The organism is Mesorhizobium sp. LMG 17147 (genome assembly GCF_024297145.1).
Taxonomy (GTDB): domain Bacteria; phylum Pseudomonadota; class Alphaproteobacteria; order Rhizobiales; family Rhizobiaceae; genus Mesorhizobium.
Map to the genome: position 1 here is coordinate 1 of NZ_JANCTC010000013.1, position 18616 is coordinate 18616.

Annotated in this window: 16 protein-coding genes and 2 pseudogenes; 1 reads left to right on the plus strand and 17 read right to left on the minus strand. The window is 57.6% G+C overall.

What is annotated here, in order from left to right:
• The first annotated feature begins 127 nt into the window (after positions 1–127).
• Positions 128–943: a MurR/RpiR family transcriptional regulator gene (locus NMG46_RS21245; protein WP_126038505.1), complete on the plus strand. Its 816-nt coding sequence runs from the start codon at positions 128–130 to the stop codon at positions 941–943.
• A 578-nt stretch (positions 944–1521) separates the two neighbouring features.
• Here NMG46_RS21245 and NMG46_RS21250 read toward each other — a convergent pair.
• The 17 genes and pseudogenes from NMG46_RS21250 to NMG46_RS21325 all read right to left on the minus strand — a co-directional run bounded on the left by NMG46_RS21250 (position 1522) and on the right by NMG46_RS21325 (position 18508).
• Positions 1522–2061 carry a hypothetical protein gene (locus tag NMG46_RS21250; RefSeq protein ID WP_051695334.1) on the minus strand — a complete coding sequence of 180 codons (540 nt, stop codon included), beginning with the start codon at positions 2059–2061 and terminating at the stop codon, positions 1522–1524.
• Positions 2058–2738 (minus strand): methyltransferase, encoded by a 681-nt coding sequence (locus tag NMG46_RS21255; RefSeq protein ID WP_127282365.1) that lies wholly within the window; start codon positions 2736–2738, stop codon positions 2058–2060. The genes NMG46_RS21250 and NMG46_RS21255 overlap by 4 nt, the downstream gene beginning before the upstream one ends.
• A complete protein-coding gene (locus tag NMG46_RS21260; protein WP_236370659.1) occupies positions 2735–3565 on the minus strand; it encodes a nucleoside-diphosphate kinase in 831 nt (276 codons plus the stop codon). Before NMG46_RS21260 ends, NMG46_RS21255 begins: the two co-directional genes overlap by 4 nt.
• The gene (locus NMG46_RS21265) at positions 3562–4317 is read right to left on the minus strand and encodes an aspartate kinase (protein ID WP_127282364.1); all 756 of its coding nucleotides are present in this window, start codon (positions 4315–4317) and stop codon (positions 3562–3564) included. The genes NMG46_RS21260 and NMG46_RS21265 overlap by 4 nt, the downstream gene beginning before the upstream one ends.
• 18 nt (positions 4318–4335) lie before the next feature.
• Positions 4336–5622 (minus strand): DegT/DnrJ/EryC1/StrS family aminotransferase, encoded by a 1287-nt coding sequence (locus tag NMG46_RS21270; protein WP_095521241.1) that lies wholly within the window; start codon positions 5620–5622, stop codon positions 4336–4338.
• Positions 5623–6648: 1026 nt separating this feature from the next.
• Positions 6649–7368, minus strand: coding sequence for a GntR family transcriptional regulator (locus NMG46_RS21275; RefSeq protein ID WP_029354792.1), 720 nt, complete (start codon positions 7366–7368; stop codon positions 6649–6651).
• Positions 7369–7464: 96 nt separating this feature from the next.
• Positions 7465–8204 (minus strand): annotated as a pseudogene (locus NMG46_RS21280) (IS256 family transposase); the annotation flags it as partial.
• A gap of 1192 nt (positions 8205–9396) precedes the next feature.
• Positions 9397–9546 (minus strand): annotated as a pseudogene (locus NMG46_RS29960) (hypothetical protein); the annotation flags it as partial.
• 184 nt (positions 9547–9730) lie between these two features.
• Positions 9731–10426, minus strand: a complete 696-nt coding sequence (locus NMG46_RS21285; protein ID WP_091597848.1) for an HAD family phosphatase — start codon at positions 10424–10426, stop codon at positions 9731–9733.
• Positions 10423–11205 (minus strand): metallophosphoesterase, encoded by a 783-nt coding sequence (locus NMG46_RS21290; protein WP_029354781.1) that lies wholly within the window; start codon positions 11203–11205, stop codon positions 10423–10425. The genes NMG46_RS21285 and NMG46_RS21290 overlap by 4 nt, the downstream gene beginning before the upstream one ends.
• A gap of 577 nt (positions 11206–11782) precedes the next feature.
• A complete protein-coding gene (locus NMG46_RS21295; protein WP_051695327.1) occupies positions 11783–12514 on the minus strand; it encodes an HAD family phosphatase in 732 nt (243 codons plus the stop codon).
• Positions 12511–13320, minus strand: a complete 810-nt coding sequence (locus NMG46_RS21300) for a phosphodiesterase (RefSeq protein ID WP_091597850.1) — start codon at positions 13318–13320, stop codon at positions 12511–12513. Before NMG46_RS21300 ends, NMG46_RS21295 begins: the two co-directional genes overlap by 4 nt.
• 61 nt (positions 13321–13381) lie before the next feature.
• A complete protein-coding gene (locus NMG46_RS21305; protein ID WP_029354776.1) occupies positions 13382–14632 on the minus strand; it encodes an ABC transporter substrate-binding protein in 1251 nt (416 codons plus the stop codon).
• A gap of 43 nt (positions 14633–14675) precedes the next feature.
• Positions 14676–15509 carry a carbohydrate ABC transporter permease gene (locus NMG46_RS21310; RefSeq protein WP_029354774.1) on the minus strand — a complete coding sequence of 278 codons (834 nt, stop codon included), beginning with the start codon at positions 15507–15509 and terminating at the stop codon, positions 14676–14678.
• Complete coding sequence (locus NMG46_RS21315; RefSeq protein ID WP_254819539.1) at positions 15509–16459, minus strand: carbohydrate ABC transporter permease; 951 nt, start codon at positions 16457–16459, stop codon at positions 15509–15511. Before NMG46_RS21315 ends, NMG46_RS21310 begins: the two co-directional genes overlap by 1 nt.
• A gap of 1 nt (position 16460) precedes the next feature.
• Positions 16461–17609: an ABC transporter ATP-binding protein gene (locus NMG46_RS21320; protein WP_091597856.1), complete on the minus strand. Its 1149-nt coding sequence runs from the start codon at positions 17607–17609 to the stop codon at positions 16461–16463.
• A 74-nt stretch (positions 17610–17683) separates the two neighbouring features.
• Complete coding sequence (locus NMG46_RS21325; RefSeq protein ID WP_254819598.1) at positions 17684–18508, minus strand: MurR/RpiR family transcriptional regulator; 825 nt, start codon at positions 18506–18508, stop codon at positions 17684–17686.
• Positions 18509–18616 lie beyond the last annotated feature (108 nt).

Genomic DNA, 18616 nt, shown 5'->3' on the forward strand with positions numbered 1-18616 from the left:
AAGCTGCCGCTCCGGGTCAAGCGTAAGGTCAAGTCCAGACACAAGCCGATCTCCGATCCCAATACAGGATCGGCAACCTCACAGATCGCGACCACTCCCGAAAGGTGGTCAGGAAACACCGCTTACCATGCGGAAGCCCCGACATACACAGAAATTGCTGCTAGACATCATCTATGATGCAATTAACACGGCTCCGAATGCGCTCGCACGTATAGCTCTGTATGTTGCACAAGACCCCGAGGCTGTTCTGGCGCTGTCCATTGCCGACCTTGCGCGCAACACCGCTACCGGTTCTGCTTCAATTGTAAGATTTTGCCGAACCTTGGGACTCTCGGGATTTCGCGAGTTTAAGATTGCGCTCAGCGGCGAAATTGAGCGGCGGAAGTTGAGCGGCGAACTGGCTGAACGCGCGCCATCAGAAGCTGTAGACACAGCTCCTCGGATCGCCATCCTCAGTTCTGCTTTACAAAACTCAATTTCCGTGTCCGCTCGTGGTTTTGACGACCTTCAAATTAGTGGGTTTGCCAACCGCATCCGAGCGGCCCGACGCGTCGAACTGTTCGGCACGGGGCCGTCATCCGTCTGCGCTGATATTCTGGCCATGCGACTGATCTGCCTAGGTTTCCCCGCACATTGCTCGGGGTCCGCCACCGTGTCTCACGCTCTCGCGCGAGGGCTTGGCTCGTTGAGCCTCGCCATTGGCATTTCGTCGCGTGGCCACACTGTGGAAACCAAGGATTTTCTGGCTATTGCGCGCGAAACCGGAGCATACACGATTGCCATTACGACCCGCGTTGACTGCCCGATCGCCCGGACTGCGGACGAGGTGGTATTGTTTACCTCGGCTGAGGCTTGGCCACAGGCCGGGTCGGCGATGCACGTGCCGCCTCTGGTGTTGCTGAGCGAATATCTTTGCCAGTGTCTGCAGATGGCGGAAGTCTGAATCCCCACCAAGGCCAATTCGGGCAGTTCCGAGGTTATTTCCGGATCCCACCTCGGTCTTCGTCGCGCGTGCTCGCGTGCACGAGCCATTGAAGCGATAAACTTGAACCGCACTTTCGACTGTGCGTACTGCGTGCTTGTTACATGGAAACGACGAACTCACCGAGCAACCCTCTTGCCACGGCGCGCGGGTGTTTGGTGATCATAGGGGAAGCTTCAACAATTGAGAAGCTGACGAACTACTACACCGGGATCAAACCGGAGGACAAGGCAGGTTCCTCGTCGTTGGGCAAGGCTGCAGCACCAGGTCGACTCCGTGACCTAGGCGGTCCATGCGCAAGGTTCGACGGCGCGCTCGCCGACTGAGTGGCGCTGGAGGGCCTCGAGAGGGCATGGGTCGGCCGCAGCAGCGTGGGACGCAGGAAGGCAGGCAAGATCCTAGCTTCCTTCTTCACCGACAGCAAGTCAGCGGCTCCTTTTGCCGGTCGACAGATCGGTGGACCAGGTCGAGCTTCTTCCATGTCCACTTCTACGTTTGCCACGGTGTTCGGGAATTCCTGGGAGATTGGGGGCTGACATCTATCGCGTGCTGCCACGAAGGTTGGTATTGACGTATTTCGCGAGGTCTAGCGCGGAGATGCTACCAACCAATTGGTCCAGACTCATTTCGGCCGAGATTGAGGCGGAATGCTCCAGGAGTGCAAGGAGATCATCCCTGTGCTTCGAATGGTGGTTCTCCAGGTGCATCTCGACCTTTCGCGCGATGACGTCCGCGAAACTCGCCCTTGTCCCAAAAAGCGGATCGTTGATTAACGCCGTCGGTCGTTCCTGTTCGAGAACCCAATTTATCGCCAGGGTCCCGTTCGATCTCAAGAATACGATCTCCAGCTCCGCGTCGGCAGGTCGCGATGTGGCAATGGAGAACCCCGCGTCCGCCAGAGCCCTGGTATCCTTATCCACAGCCTGATTGAATGCGGCCAAATTGACATGATGAATGTCAATGTCGTTCGGCGCACGCTGGATGAACTGCGAAAGGACGCTACTGCCCGCTACCCAGCTATCTTTGCTCCGATTGCGCGAAATGGCGACCAACGCAATGCGCATCAGCTCGGGCATCATGCGCTTGTGGCCTTCTTTGATATTGAGAACAGCCTGTAAGTTACTTTGACGTCGGGATAGGTCCCGGCTCGCAGAAGCACAGATGTGAGATCATTTGAACCCGCAATCTTTTCAAGAAGGTCGTCACGGGCATTAGTGCCGAACCCAAGAACGATACGACCTGATTCCGTAAGGAACCTTGGGCCATCTGAAAGAAATCTCTCGAGCAAGTTGTACCCTGGATCGATCGCACCACCTTCGAGGTCGTGGACAAACTCGTAATCTTCTGGAGCGTAGCTCGACGGGTAGTTCCAAAATATGATGTCGAACCTTCTGCCAGGTGGAACATTGTTAAATATATCGCTTGCGATGACCTCGACGTTACTAATGCCGTTTCTTGCAGCATTCTCCAACGTGTTCGCGACGGCCCTCGGATTGATGTCACAAGTCAGCAACGACAGCGCGCCAGTCTTTGCCAACAGAAGGCCGGGAAGACCGAAACCGCAGCCGATTTCTAAGACGGTCTTTCCGTCGAATGGGGGAAAATTCTCGCTAATCCAACGCCAACTCTGGAAGTGCTCTGGAGGAAAAACCCCTTCCTGTACGACCAGATCCAGTCCGAATGCCTGCATCTGACGCGGGAAAGTGGCTTGTTGACTTGTCCGAAGCGTTGTCCTGATACGATCAAGTTCGCTCATTGTTCTCCGGCCTTCCGGCGCGGTGCCATGCCTGGTTGTTTTCCCGGCTCGACGGCATCAACGGTTCGCTTCAGTAAGCAATTCCAAAGAGGCATTGAAAACAGACCGGCCTCAAGAATGAGGCGGTCCCAAGATGAGCGGAGGGGTGCATACCGGAAGAGGCCTTCTAGACCGGCTCGATCCCCCTGGAAATACCGCTGGACGGCTGTCGTTAGGCCCGACTTTGCTGCGGTTAGGAGTGCTCTGTCGTAACAGAATCTTGCGTGGGCAAACGCGCTACCATCACTCCGATTGTCCGGCATCGGCGCAGCTCCCCTGTCGCCGAGAACGTTTAGCAACATTTGGAAAGATGAATGGGCAATGTAGCCGGAATCGAGAGAAATCCAAGCAGTCGCTTCGTCGCCCAACGACCGGCACCTAAGTATTCTCAGCTCAGCATCCATTACTTGATGACTATCGCTCACATGAAGGAGGTTCGTCACGGGATTATCGCAGAAAAAGAGACTACGTACGGTGCCGGATAAAGCCTGGGCCGGCTGTGTGTTACCCTTCAGTTTTTGCGACAAGTGCAGCGCATTAGGTCCGCTCCAGATCGTGGCGCAAACCGGACGCATGTCGAATAAGTCCAGCACCAATGGCCAATGCTTCCCGCCGGTGGAACAGGTAAGGGTATAAAACGCATCAATGGATTTGCGACTATGAATCGAAAAGAACCGTTCCGAGAGTTCCAAACCGGTTCGCCGGCGAATAAATTCGTCGAGCAGCGAGGTTAGGCCAGAGCGCGCGACTTCCGGGCCATACACTATCAGCGCCGTGGATGACATCATGCCGCCCCCCCCAAAGGGTCGCTTGTGATATGGGCCTTCCTGCTCGCGACGGTGATCCTAGTCGCTCTAACGCGTCTCCCTTCCAGCCAATCGGCGAGACGAGCGGGATGACGGGCATTAATCACAACGCCGGGAAGGCTTTTCTTCGCCATGAATTCGACCGCGCAGGCGTCAATCGAGGTGTGGCCGAGAAGGACAAGATCTTGAGCAGCGATCTGCTCTATAAGTGCAGCGGGATCGTCGGTTGCTCCACCGCGATACACGCCATCGACATCTGTCAAAATCACCAGCTGTGGTGCCCCAGTTAACCAAGCGATCCACGCGGCAACGGCGTCGGATGTGACGTCCCAACTCCATTCCACTGGGTCAGCCGCAAACAGCAAACGGGAAGGCAGCAGCACTGGAATCTTCCCAAGTCTCGCGAGAGTTCGGCATTCGCCTAGGCTGGCCGATGGAACTAGTTTGGAAGAGAAGGCGGCATCCGCAAGCAAATACCCCGTTTGGTCCTGTGCTAGAGCACACGCATGATGCGCGGTACACGGATCTAATCGCTCGGCTGCATCAATCGCCTCAATTGCTTTGTCCGGGATGCCGCCGCCTGGAACAAGTAGGATTCGATGGCCCTTATCGGCGAGACGCTCAAGTTCAGCCAGTGCGAGCTTACACACGGCAAGATCACGCATGATGCTCCCGCCGAATTTGAGAACAATCGAAAAGCCATATGGTGGAAAACCTTTTATTGAGCAGTCCATCGGCTTGCCATCCCGCCCTCAGGCAACAGATACGATCTCAGGAATTTTTGAAGCTAGGTTTGGAAGCGCTGCCCAGACCTTTTGAAACGCGGCCGCGTACAATTTCATCACTTCAACGTCGTTTGGTGGAGCGATCTCCGACACGTAAAACATGGTGTTCAATATCTTCATGGCGTTTGGAAAATCGGTCCTTGACCATTGGCCGCAGATATCCGGCAGATATTCAAAGACGGGCTTCGTCAGCCAGACCGCAACGGGAACTCCCTCGGCTTGAAGAAGCTTAATGATGAAATCCCTGGCCGTAGGGCCAGGTAGAAAACCGAGCTTTTCCGGCTCAAGACGCAACGGGAGATTCAGCATCGATTGTTGATGATCTGCTGGATCGAAAAGAGGCAGAAGCCCTGAGAGGTGGCCAATCTCCTGCCAAAGGAACCTAGCATTCCTTCGCCTTTTTTTAAGCTGCCGGTCAAGCTGCTTGAGCCTGTGATTAGCAATGGCAGCAGAGAATACATTGGGTCGGTAATTGTAGCCTTTGGAGTTCGGGGAGAATATCCTAGCTCCACATCGCGACGAGCTTGTCAGCGAAACATTATCTACATGGTGGATCAGAGCAGGGTCCCTCGTCAGGACAAATCCAAGCTCACCTGCCCCGAGGTGTTTAGCTCCGTTGCCGGAGAGAGAGAGTGCATCGCTCTCCAAGTAAGCTCCATTGACAATATCTTTCGCAGCGCCAATTGATTGGCAAACATCATCGATAATCGCCACGCCTCGCGCTCGCGCCGCGAATCTCAAGCTGGGAACCAAGAGGTTATTTCCGAACAGATGAGTTATGAGCGTCGCCGCGTCACCTGGCTTGATGAGGGAGGCCGCCATCTTCTCATCAACTCCGGCAAGGTCTGGCTCAACATCGACAAAGACCGGTTCGAGTCCACTGATCGCGATTGGGCCGACGGCTCCCGGCCAGTTCAAAGCCGACGTAACGACTCGGCGACCTCGGTTCCGGTAGTAGTCGAGAGCCACGTGAATAGCGGCTGTGCCGCTTCCAACGGCGCGCACAGACCAGTTACCCGACCAATCCGCTAGCCGCTTTTCGAGCTCAATCACCATAGGGTGATTGACGCGATGATATTTGCCGCTTTCGACAACATTTGCGAGCGCCTTCAAATGTTTACGTTTCGCAGCTGGCCAAAGAACAACTCGCCCAGCCGGCACCGTGGGATCTCCTCCAAAGAGCGCAAGAGAAGTGTCCTTTTGGTGGACGCATCGTGTGCTTGCTGCCGTGGCTAAGCTTACATCCTTGGTCATATGATCAAGCCTGGTTGTGTTACATCGGCCATCGGCCACTCGCGAAGTCACGAGCCGAACCGAACCGTCTCTCGCATACTTTTGCGTCTTGCAACGAGGCTCGGCTAACCCACAAGAGCAGAGTCGCTCCTGAGAACAGGCTGGGCGCCGTAGCGCCCTCGCTACGTTGAGTTCAGGAAAGAGCTTTCAAGCTCGCAACCGGCGTATGAGGCGTCAACCTCGTCGGAAATGAACTCGCTGAACGATTCAGTCCCTCCTTCGTAAATCAACACCTAATAGCCCCTGACAAGAAGGGGAAGTGGTCCTCTGAAATATATTTATGGATATATTATTTATTCTCCGCCTACCTTTAGCCTCCTATCTGAGATATTTTAGTATCGGAAGTGACAACGCGAGGTTGCTTTTTCAGCCTCTCGTACCGGCACCATTTAAAAGATAAAAAGCGCAGCGCGGATGCGCAGGAATATCATCCCGCCAAAGCCGCGGGCCAGATAATCAGCCAACCTTGGCGAGCTGGGAGCACCCCGAGCTTCCGTAATTGGTTGAAGCACTCGCCGGACCGAGGGCCGGCGTCCAATGTTAGTAGCCCCTTTCGCGAACACTCCGGCTAGTGGGTTTGTGTCAGAATGACCTCTCCCGGGATCGTATTCTGAGCGCTCAGTGAGGATGTATCTCGTTGTAGTCATCCCACCGGGCGATCTGGCGGAGAACCATGGGTGATCATGCAAGGAGTGATGCGAACGCAATCACGCTTGAAGGTTTTGACCCAGGCTTCCGACACGTCGCTGGAGTGGGGCGCTTCACGGGCGTGGAGCAAGTAACGCGGTCAGCGCAGAGGCGAAGGCGCGTGTTCCTTGCCGGTGTAGGGGTGCCATTTTCCGACAGGTCTCGATCGGATGAGGCACCCTCGTCGATCCGAAGCGTGTCTTGACCGCCTCCAGCATCATATCGCACGGGACCCGCAGCCCTCCTGCGACGGCCCAAGCCGAATGGCTCAGCTACTCGGCTGATGTCGGCGAAAATCGCTCACCAATACTTCTTTGTAAACGTGAAGTTTGCCAGCTGTCTCCTGCTCATATTTTGCAAAGCGCGCGACACTGCGCGCTGTTCTACATCAAGGTGGTTAGTCAATGCGGATGCCACTGCGCTCGTAGTCTTGCCGAGCTGAGGCATTGCGTCAGTTAGCCTTGCAAGACTGGTTCGAAAAGCCGGGGAAAGCTCAGACGCGGTTATTTCCATGCGAAGGGCATGAGAGCAGAAACAGAACTTGTCGATGATATGGCAGATTTCGCAATTACATGCCCCCAGAGCTATGTCAGTGAATATTTCTTCCGCTCGAAGAGCGAGCTCCGTTGGAGATAACTCACCAGAGGGGGCGGTTCGGTCGAGAGGGTGAGTCCGTGTACGAGTTAGGGCGAAGGTAAGTGTTTCGCGCGCCACCACATACGAGTCCAATAGAACCCACTCGACCAGAGGTCTCGTAAAGTAGCCCCTTTGAGGAAAGGACACGATCTTCCCTTCCGCTGCAAGTCGGATAAGTGCTTCGCGTATAGGAGTCCGGCCGATGTTGAGGTCGGACGCTAGCTCTTTATCGCTGAGATGCTGCCCCGGCATGTGGGATTTGCTGTAGAGCAATTGAAGTACCGCGTCGTAGGCTGCATCGGCTTTTGCGTTCTTCTTGGCTTCAATAGCCAAACTGGGCATTTCTGTCCGACGACATTGGGCCGCATTTTTGCAGAACCACATCTCTACGCTTCCCCTTTTTTCGACGTCCTTTGAACGTTCGATTAGCAGAATTTGAGTTTCTGCGGCGTGCTATTTCTCGACATCCGGACATGACGCATGATCGAGCACGTTCCTGAGGAAGTGCACGTAGCAGCGCTGCCATGCCGCTTCCGGGATCACCTCGCCGATCGCCGCGACCAGGCCGGCATGATCGTCTGACACGACCAGCTCGACGCCCTTGAGGCCGCGCGCCTTCAAGCCACGAGAAAGTCCCTCCAGGCCGAGCGGCTCTCACGATTGGCCATCTCCACGGCCAGGATCTGACGCCGGCCGTCCCAGTCGATGCCAACCGCGATCAGCACCGCCTGGTTCATGACGATGCCGGCTTCGCGCACCTTCTCGTAGCGAGCATCGAGGATGAGGTAGGCAAAAGGCTCTTGAAGCGGGCGCTCGGCAAACGCTTTCAGGCTCTCGTCCAGGCGTTTGTTGATGGCCGAGATGGACGAGGCCGAGAAGGCATGACCGCACAGTTCTTCCGTGATCGCCTTGACCTTGCGGGTCGACACGCCCTGCACATACATCTCCGCAAGCGTGGCCACCAAGGCCCGCTCCGAACGCTGGTAACGCTCGAAAAGCTCGGTGGAGAAGCGGCCGGCCCGGTCCTGCGGAACTCGCAGCTCAAGCTTGCCGACACGGGTGACAAGAGTGCGGCCATAATAACCCGAGCGATAGCCGAGCCGCTCCGGTGTGCGCTCGCCTTTCGAAGCACCCAGAGCCTCGTCCATCTCGGCCTCGAGCACCTCCTGCATCACCGCCCGGATCACTTCGTGCAGACCTTGCGGGTCCGAAAGCAGAATGTCTTTGACGGCGGCGCTGGCGGTCTTACTTTCAGTCTTGGGTCATGGTGGCGTTCCTTCGCGGGAATCAGGTGACGTTGAACATCACCAGCCTGCCATGACCGCCCCCTCTCAGCGAATTTGCAGAACTCTCAGCACACTACCGGGAAGCCTCAGAGGACCGGACGCGGAAAGATCTAGGAGGCGTTAGGCGCTCGACGCACCTGAGCTGCGCGCAAACCATTTCCTGCGCTCGTCGCTTCGCCACGCTAGACTAGCGGACTGCGCAACCCTGACCAGTTCCGCCCGGCGAGCGCTTACCACGGGGGCTTTGACCCACTCTCGGTGACATTTCTTTACAGCGCCGACTAACGGCCCTTAGCAGATCCAACTTGCCGCGGCCGTACATCTGTCGTTTCACCAGTTTGCGCTTGGCCCTCGCTTTGTTCGTAGACCATACTTCGGTGGTCGCCGCACGACGGCCGTCGTCACTAACGGAGCGACCGTTCTGACGGAACTTCCCGGGGTGGCATCTCTTGTCATTGCCCTCGGAGAGGCCCGGCTCCGACTAAAACTACACTTGGCGATCTGAAGAGCGAAAGGAAGGCTTCGCTGAAGGCGGTGTTGGCACCAACAGAGATCTTACCAAGCGTTCGCACAGCTATGCTTTGGTTCGCGAGGCATTGGGATTTCTGTGCCACTTCAGACACTCGGCGATGCACTCACTCAGAAGAGCCATTGAAGGCATAAGCGTTGCCGGTCCAGGTTCGGCCAGGGCCCGCGCCGGAGCTGAGTAGGAGCACCTCATGCGCCACCCCAGAGACTGGCGATTTGTCACGCGTCGTTATTGCAAGCGTATGCGCTCCTCGGTCGCGGCCAGTTCTGAGAAAGGCGACGGCCTCTCGCTCATATCTTTCATAGGAGATGCCGATAGCATAAGCCGAAGCGTCCAGCCCATGAGCCAGACCGCGAGCGATGTTCACAATCCGGGGTCCCCAGCCAGATCAGGCGGCTGTGACAGTAGCTCTGCGCAGATTGCGGAGACGCCCATACCAAGAGCTTCGACACGCGTAGCACTCTGTAGTCGCTCCGTCAGGCGCTCGATCTGGGCGTAGTCGAGAAGGCGAGCTGAGGCCTCAACCGAATGTAGGAAGGCCGCGCTCAGGTTCGCAATTTCCGGTCTTACATGCGAGTTCAGTGGCGAGGTGCTGTGTCAGTCGCCGGGCTTTATCGCGCTCAATCTCCCCGGTAACGCCACCCTGAACTCGCGAAACCCAGAGAGGCCAAGAGTACGGCAAAAACGCAAAACCGACGCTTCTCCGCTGTTTGTTTGACTTACGAGTTTGGAGATAGATAAGTCCCCAAGAAGCTCGGGGTTTTAGGCAACAAAATGCGCGATTCTGGATTGTGAGCTAGGCCCGCTGGCGACCAGACCGCATACCGCATCCCGCACCAAGCTTGATGACCTGTCCGCCATTGCACTGCCCGCCGGGGTATGGTGTTCCGGATGCAGGCGCGGGCGGACCGTCCACGCCGCTGCCCTCTTTCTACATTGGGCAAAGCAAACCTTTAAGTTCCGCCAAGTTCAGCAACAATGCCTCCGGCTCAAAGGTCCGGAGGTCATTCCTCAGTCGACTCGTATGGTGGCGGGCGCCCCCGAATGCGCAGTAGCGCATATTTGCATTTCGCGCGGCACTAAGACCGATGACGCTGTCCTCAATGACAAGGCACTCTCTGGCAGACACGCCCATGATTTCCGCCGCCAATAGCAGCACAGAAGGGTCAGGCTTCCGGACACCGATGTCATCGGAGGAGAAGAACCGTGAGCCTACAAGCCCCAAGAGATTGGCGGCTCTCATGCGGTGGATGAGTTCGAAACGAGATGTGTTCGATGCGACACAAAAGGGAATGGAAAGCCACTGGAGCAGTTCAACCGCGCCAGGTGTCGCCGACAGGATCCCAGAGGCGGCCAGCTGGATCTCAGCCGCGGCCGTTTCCATGAAGTTCTTCGGCAGGCTTACACCGACAAGTCTTTCCAGATGCCGTTGTTGATCGTCTCGCTCAACACCGGAGAGCGTTGCCGTTATTTCATCTGGATGCACCTGGAAACCTTCCGCGGCAAGTTTTGCCGAAATCACCTCCGATGCTACGATTTCCGTCTCCGCAAGGGTGCCGTCAAAATCGAAGATGATCAGTCGAGGCCGCGACCGATCGGACGTTTTGATCGATGGTGAAGCCATCATTTCGGATCACCGGGACGAATGACAGGCAGCTGATCAAGTCCCTCGTGACGATGGACAACGACATCCGATCCGTCCAACATGACGACATCGTATGATGGCGCAGCCGCCACAAATATGGGCTTGCCATATTGTTCCCAGTCCAGAACGATATGCTGCGCCGTGCCACGGCTGGCAGTAAACGATATGCCCGACAAACTGCCTGCTGCAGCAACATGCCGGTGACCAAAGAGCATGTGGCGGACCGATGCGTTTTTCCGAAGGATGGAAAGGAGCCGATCGGACTCCTTCATATCGCTCGTCTTAAAACAAGGCACATGCAAATCCGCCGGCGTATGGTGCATAGCAACCACGACTGGTCGGCCGGCGGCACGGAAAAGCTGGTCCTGCAGCCATTCAAACCGGCCACCGTCAAGACAACCGAAATGGCTGATGTCGTCCTTTGTGTCGAGCAAGACGACGAGCCAGTCGTGCAAGTCGACAGCCGCCTGAACGAATCCTTCCCCGCCGAATACGCCTCGAAATGCGCCGCGGTCATCGTGGTTGCCGATCGTCAAATGGACCGGGAGCCGGACCTCCGACAAGATCTCGCGCAAGAGTGCGTAAGCGGCTGGATCGCCTGTATCAGCAAGATCGCCGGTAATAAGGATGAGCTTGGCATCTGCGTGTACGCGCGAGACATGGTCCAAGGTGTCGCGCAATCTCTGCGCCGGATCGATGCCGTAAAGCGTCTTGCCAGGGGCAACAAAATGAGGATCCGTGATATGAATGATTTTCTGCATTGCTCCACACTCAGATTGGGCCCGACCCTGGGAGGAAGTGGGACAAGAGACCGCTGCTGCGTCAGGCCACTTGATTGCCGTCGTTGTGGTGACCATCTATTCCAGGCGTCTGACAGCGAACCGTGAGCAGTGAGGGGTCGACCCTCTCTGCCGCCCGGATCGAGGTGTTCGATTCCAAGCAAACAGTTGACCGACGAACGGCCAATAAATGTCGCGAGTTGTAAATGCTCGGGCCGCATAAGGGACCTCGGTCGCTATCGATTTCGGTTGATCATGAAGTAACTCGTCCATCATCGAAACGGTGCCACGGGCCTGTGCTTCGAGCTCCGGTGAGTTCCCCCACGCAGACACGAATGCTCCTTCTTGACCCTCAATTGTAATTTGTGAGCAGCTCGGTCGAACACCGTTGAGTGTCGCTTGCGCGCGCCCGCCCCATGCCGCATCCGCCTGTCAGACTTCGCCGATATCGAATGCAAGGGAGCTTTGTTCGGATTTATGTCAAGTGGACGGAATCGCCGGGACAGTCGGTATAGGAAGACATTTTTGTGGGGTTGAGTGGATGGGAAGCTGCTGCAGTTCACCTTACGGCACCTGCTGCCACCGGGTCCGCCTCCTGCCATTTTGTATTGGGCTGGACTTCGCTCGTCATCAGCAGGACGCTAAGTTCTTCGGCTGATCGCGCGACCACCGCAGCGCCGGCTGACAGCAATCGTTGACCGTGGTCGTCGTGGCAGTGGCCGCCCGCGGTGAAACCGATCACCATCATCCCCGCGGCCACACCGGCTCGAACGCCTGCAATGCTGTCCTCGACAACGACGCAGCGCGCTGCCTTAGTGCCCATCTGGGCGGCAGCGAACAGGAAGAGGTCCGGTGCAGGCTTACCGGCCTTTACCATGGCGGAGCTGAACACGTGGGGATGGAAGTATGCCCAAAGTTCCGTCAGTTCAAGACCAAGCCGCAGCTTGTCGGGGGCGCTGCTCGATGCGACGCAGCGCGGCAATCGCAACTGATGCAGGAGTTGGTCAATGCCGCTGATCGCTTGCAGTTCCGTCTGGTAGCTTTCCTTTATCCGGGATTGCACGATGACGTCGAAGTCGCTGGGTAGAGGGCGGCCCCAGTCTTCTTCGATCATTTTCCGCATGGTGGCTGAGGAAAGGCCGGTAAACCGCAGAATCACATCAGAATACGACATGGGATAGCCAATGCGGGTAAGTTCTTCGGCATCGATTCGACTTGCCAGCGTCTCGCTATCGATCAGAACGCCGTCGCAATCGAAGATGACCAGTTCATAAGAGGCCTGTTGATTCATTGCATGCCCTCGGGAACCCAACCTTCTGCGGAGACCTCGACCACATGTCGGTCGCTAACTTCGAAGCGATGCACCAGGACCCCATCAACGTCGATTATCGCGATGTCAAAAGCGGGCGCATCCTCGACGAAGTCCGCGTCTCTCCGCGTGAAATGTGGAATGATCTGATGCGCCACGCCGCGGTTTGCACTGAAAGGGATGCCGCTCCAGGTGCCGCCAACATCGACATGCACATGGCCGTGGAAAATGTGCCGCACATTGCCGGCGCTGACAATCGCCTGCATGATCGGGCGCCAATTCTCGGTGCTCCAGGGTTCGAAATGCGGCAGGCCGATCGGCTGCAGCGGATGATGGACGAAGAGGTAGGCCCGCACATCCGACGCCTCGGCCACCCGGGCCAGCAGCCACTCGAGCCGACCATCGTCCAAGGAGCCATGACCGAAACCTTCCACCAATGTGTCGAGAAAAATGAGGCGCCCGGCAGATCCGTCGTGAACCGACTGGATAAAGCCGTTCTCATCGCGCGGCTCTCCAGGAAACGCCCGAACAAAATTCTCGCGGCTGTCGTGATTGCCGAGCAGAAGGCGGGCGGGCACGCGCAGTTCCTGCAGCACCTCGCGAAGTAGGACATAGGAAGCGAAATCTCCCTCGTCAGTGAGATCGCCAGTCACGACGCAAAGCTCGGCGTCGGCGTGATCGCGGTTGATGCGCTCAATGGTCTTGCGAAGCCGTTGGGCAGGATCGAAGCCGAAGAGCATGGCGCCTAACGGCACAAGATGGGGGTCGGTCAGATGAATGAGTTTCATGGATAATCCCGAAAAAGGGAGGGATGTCGCACAGGAGCGTGCAGCGTCTCGGACGAGGCGATCAGTTCGTTTTCGGCAGGAGTGCGCGAACCTCGGACACCATGTCTGCGAGAGCGGCTTCCGGTTCCTTGGATCCAAGCGCAATAGCCGTCATCTCGTCGCGGAGGACCTCCCCGATCTGCACGCCGTTATCACCAGGCCAGGAGAACCACGGGCGGGCGCGGGGCGTCTGAAGCACGCTGGTGTACCAGTTCGGGTGCTTATCGTAGAAGCCGGCGAGATGATCCTTGTCGAGGGCAAGCGTGTTGGTCGGCATATAACCAGTATTCGGCACGACAATGCTCTGGCCTTCAGGACTTGTGGTGAACTTGACGTAGTCCCAGGCGGCGGCGCGCTTGGCGGGATCGTCGGTCAGGATTATCGCAACCATGCCGCCCGTCGGCATCGTCGCATCTTCAGCGCCGAGCGGCTGCTTGGCTGTGCGGAGCTTGAACCGATCTCCAATTTCACCTTCGAAACCGCTCACACTGCCGGCAGAGGCGAAGAAGAAGCCGAGCTTGCCAGAGGTGAAGAGCTGCCGGGCGGCATGGGAGTCGATCGCCGGCTGAGCGCCGTCGGTGTGGAACCGCTTGAACAGCTTGACGGCAGCCTGGCCTGCAGGACCGTCAAAAGCGATGTCGCTCTCCTTGTCGTTCATCATCTGGCCGCCGAAGTTGCGTACCAGGTTCTGCGTGGCCCAGTCGTCCGAGCCGAGCTGGTAATACATGCCGGACGTTCCATTGCCGAGCGCACCGACCTTGCCGGCCAGTGCGACGAAGCTGTCCCAATCGGTCGGAACCTTGTCGGGGTCGCCGCCCGCCTGCTTCACGAGATCGGCATTGTAATAAACGACCGGCGTCGACATGGCGAAGGGAAGTCCGTACAGATGGCCCTCGATTCTTGCCAGAGACAGGATTTGTTCCGTGTAGCCCTTATCGGCCAGGTGATCGGCGGCAACGAGATCGTCGATGGGCTTTACGAGCCCGCGCGTGACGAGCGGACGGAGCACGTTAAAGCCGACATAGTGAACGTCCGGCAACTCGCCTGCCATGCTCTGACGAATCAACGTCTGGACAGCTTCGTCATAACTCGGCGCAGCAGCGCGGAAGCTGATCTTGATTTCCGGGTGGTCCGCCATGAAGCGGTCTGCAATCGGCTTGTGGATCACTTCGTGTTCGGGCCAGGCGTAATAGACATTGAGTTTCGTCTCGGCTTGCGCTGGCATGGCTGCCGCTGCGACACCGGCAGCAAGGATCATTGCAACTGTTTTCACATTGCTCTCCTGAGTTTTGAGATGGGGGTTTTTAGAGACGGAGCTAGTGTCGGCCGAGCACCAGACCTCGGATGAAGTGTTTCTGCATGAGAAGGAAAAAAGAGACCAAGGGAGCAGTTACGAGAACGCCCCCCGCCATCAGCGCACCGACATTTCCGGCGCCCTCGCCGGCCTGCCGGAAATAGGCAATGCCGAGCGAAGCCGTCATCATGTCGGGATTGGTTATCACCACCATTGGCCAATAAAGATCGTTCCAATGGGCCACGATAGAGAAGATCGAGAAGGAGACGACGGCCGGCCAAGCTGCTGGCAGCATGATCCGCCAGGCGATCGATAGCTCGCTGAAACCGTCGAGCCGCGCCGCGTCGAGCACCTCATCGGGAAAGGTCACGAAGAACTGCCGGAACAGGAAGATGGCAAACACCGAAATGATCCAGGGCAGAACCAGAGCGGCATAGCTGTCGAGCAGTCCGGATTTTGCGAGGGCTATGTAGATCGGGATGGTTGGTATCTGCACCGGCACCAGAAGGCCGAGCAGGACGCCGACAAGCAGAATAGGGCGGCCCGGGAAGGACAGCTTGGCCAGCGCATAGCCGCATGGGATGGCGATCGCGATCTGCAACACAAGAATTGCCAGACACACGACAAAGCCATTTGCCATGAACCGAAGCAGCGGAATTGCCGAGAGCGCAGTGCCGTAATTGTCGATTGCGCCGTGAAGGGTCGGCGTTGGAAGCAGGCTGCCGTCAAAGATCTCGCTCTGTGGCGTCAGCGAGGCAAGGATCATCCACAGAAACGGAAAGACCATGATGATCGCGCCGGTGACAAGCACAGCATGCGAGACAATGCGGGAAGAGGAAGATTGCCCCAGGATCATCACTGGCCTCCACTTGCTTTCCAGCGCGCCCGACGCTCGGAGACGCGCATCTGGACGAGCGACAGGAAAGTCACGAAGACAAAAAAGGAAACGGAGATCGCAGAAGCATATCCGACGCGGAAGAAGCGGAAACCTTCTTCATAAAAAGTGTAAAGAACGACGGAGGTAGATTTCATCGGCCCTCCCTGTGTGAGGACCGCGACCGTTTCGAAAACCGAAAAGGCGCGGATAATTGTCATCACGGTGACGAACACCGTAACTGGCGCCAGCATCGGCCAGGTGACCAGAAGGAAGCGCTTCAGTCCCCTGTCCGCCCCGTCGATAGTCGCAGCTTCGTAGAGCTCCTCTGGAATGGTCGAAAGGCCAGCCAGGAAAAGGATCATGTTGAAGCCAACCAACTGCCAGACGCCGATCGCCGCGAGCGCATATATGGCCGTCGCCGGGTCGGACAGGAACCTGACGGGCGATGCGCCCAGGAGCTGCAGCAGCGTGTTGGCAAAACCCAGACTTGGATGCAGGATTGCTTCCCACGCGGTCGCGAGAGCAACCAAGCTTGCAGCCACGGGCAGAAAGTAAGCGGTTCGATAGAGAACTGCGAACCGTGATCTAGCGATCAAAACGGCGACGAGCAGCCCCCACCCGATTGCCGTCGGCACGACCACAGCCACATAGAGCGCGGTGTTGCGCAGACTCTGAGCAAAGCCAGGGTCGGTCAACATGCGCGTATAATTAGCAACCCCGATGAATTGGATTCCGGCCAAGCCGAGCGACGCATTCGTGAAGGACAGAAAGAAGACAAGAATGGCGGGTCCGATGACAAGGGCAACAAGCAACAGCGTCGCCGGCACGGACAGAATTATGCCAGCTTGCGCCTGGGCCCGAGCCGGCCGGTAGCTGCCTGCAGTGTTCGGAGCTAAGGAACTGAGCGGAATGTCGTTGGCTAAGGCCATGTCAGGCTGCCCCGCTGTGATCGCCACGCTGGCGCGAGCCGTTGGAAGGAAAAAACCATGCCTGTTCAGCGTCGATGGTCAGTCCCAGATTGTCGCCGTCACGCAGTGATCGCGCGCGCTCGGCGGAAATGCGGGCGACGAACTGAGCGCCGGCCTCGGCATCGACAAAGACGTGAGCGTCGATCCCTGCGTGCTCAATGCGCGTGACGCGAACCGGCAGGGCTCCTGGATGATCCTTCTCAGCCAGGGTCGCATGCTCGGGGCGGAAGGCCAGCGTTCCGGCCAGCCCGGATCCGAGCGCATCGCGAATGATGATCCTGCTGCCGCCGATCATGAGCGCGCCGCCTATAGGTGCGGCCACTGCCAGCTCGTTCAGGAATGGCTGCGCCAGGAAGCGCGCTACGTCTAGATCGACGGGTTCGCGATAGAGATCGGCAGGGGCTGCGACCTGACGGAGTTCGCCGCCAAAGATGACTGCGACGCGGTCTGAAAGCGCTGCCGCCTCGGCCTGGTCATGGGTAACGAAGATAGTCGTCGTTTCCATTTCCTTGTGAAGCCGTGCGATCTCGCCACGCGTATGGATGCGCAGCGCTGCGTCCAAGTTTGCCAAGGGTTCGTCCATCAGGAAGATCTTCGGCTTGCGCACCATGGCGCGTCCCAAAGCCACGCGCTGGCGCTGCCCGCCCGACAGCGCCGACGGTCGACGCTCGAGCAGCGCGTCGAGCTTGAGAAGCCCTGATGTCTGCCGGACCCGCTCCTGGATCGAGCGTTTGCGTTGGATGGCTCCGGGCAGCAGCGCGCCAATCACAGGAAGCCGTTCCAAGCTGCTTAGCTCACGCATGACCAGCGGGGCAGCAATGTTGTCGTGCACGCTCAGATGCGGATAAAGGGCGTAGCTCTGGAACACGAAGGCTAGGTCGCGGTCCTTCGGCGCCACCGCGTCCAGCCCCCTGCCGCCTGCACGCACATGGCCCTGGTCGGCACGCTCCAGCCCCGCGATGATCCGAAGAAGCGTTGATTTACCACACCCGGACGGCCCCAGCAGTGTCACAAACTCCCCCGCAGCAACCCTTAGACAGATGCCGCGCAGGACATCAATCGCGCCAAACCGCTTGCCGATGTCGTCGATGTGAAGGTCTAACGCTGCCATTCCGAGTTCCCTTTCGGTGGGCGTGACTTCTATCGGTGCTTTATTTCATTTTCGTGACAATATGGAGTTTAATTTCATTTGGCAACCGGTTTATCCATCGCCTTTCCGAGCGCCAGCATGAGGCTTTCGATCACAAAGATCTTGCCGATCGTCGATGTTAGGGTGCCGCCGATCGGGTGGTCTTGAAGGCCGGAGGCCTGCAGGGTGAAGTCAGCCGCTTTCTCGAGCGGGCTGCGGGCGCGGTTGGTGATGGCGACGGTCAGTGCCCCCGCAGAACGGGCGCCCTTGAGGAACTGGACGGTGTCAACCGTGAGGCCGGAGATCGAAAGGCCGATCGCAACGCATCCGGGACTAAGCCCGCTGGCGACTTCGTGAGCCATGTTGGAATTCCTGAACGCAAAGGCCGTTAGCCCGACACGCAAAAGCCGATAGGCAAGCAGTTCTGCCGTTATACCGGACATTCCGGCGCCGTAGAGGTCGATCCGTCTGCTTGCCGCAAGCGCGGCGGCGACCTTCGCGAGAGTTTCGGAATCGGCATTGTTGTGTGCGATGCTGAGGTTTTGCGCCATGGTGTCGTGCAAGGATTGCAGAGCGCTATCCGCAGTTCCAGCAGCAGTAGGAGGCAGTCCCGGGCGGCCAATCTCGGCCGCTAATGCCAGCTTGAAGTCGCGGAAGCCGGAAAAGCCTATCTGCCGGCAAAGCCGCAATATGCTCGCTTCACCACTGGCCGCGAATTCACCTAGCTCCGCGACCGATTGGTGCAGCACCTTTTCCGGGTTTTCCAGAATGTATTTGGCAATGCGAGCGAGCGCATTGGGCAATCCATCGATGTCGTCCTGCAGGCGAGCCAAGATGCTCTCGTGCGATGCCGCTTTCATTGCAGGTGAGTTGACGCTCATTTCCACAATCCTCACCCCTTATGAATGAAGGAAAGAGCAGCGAGATACCATAAATTATCGAACAATTTCTGGACAATCGACCGAGGGCGGCCCCAAGGTCGCGAGAAC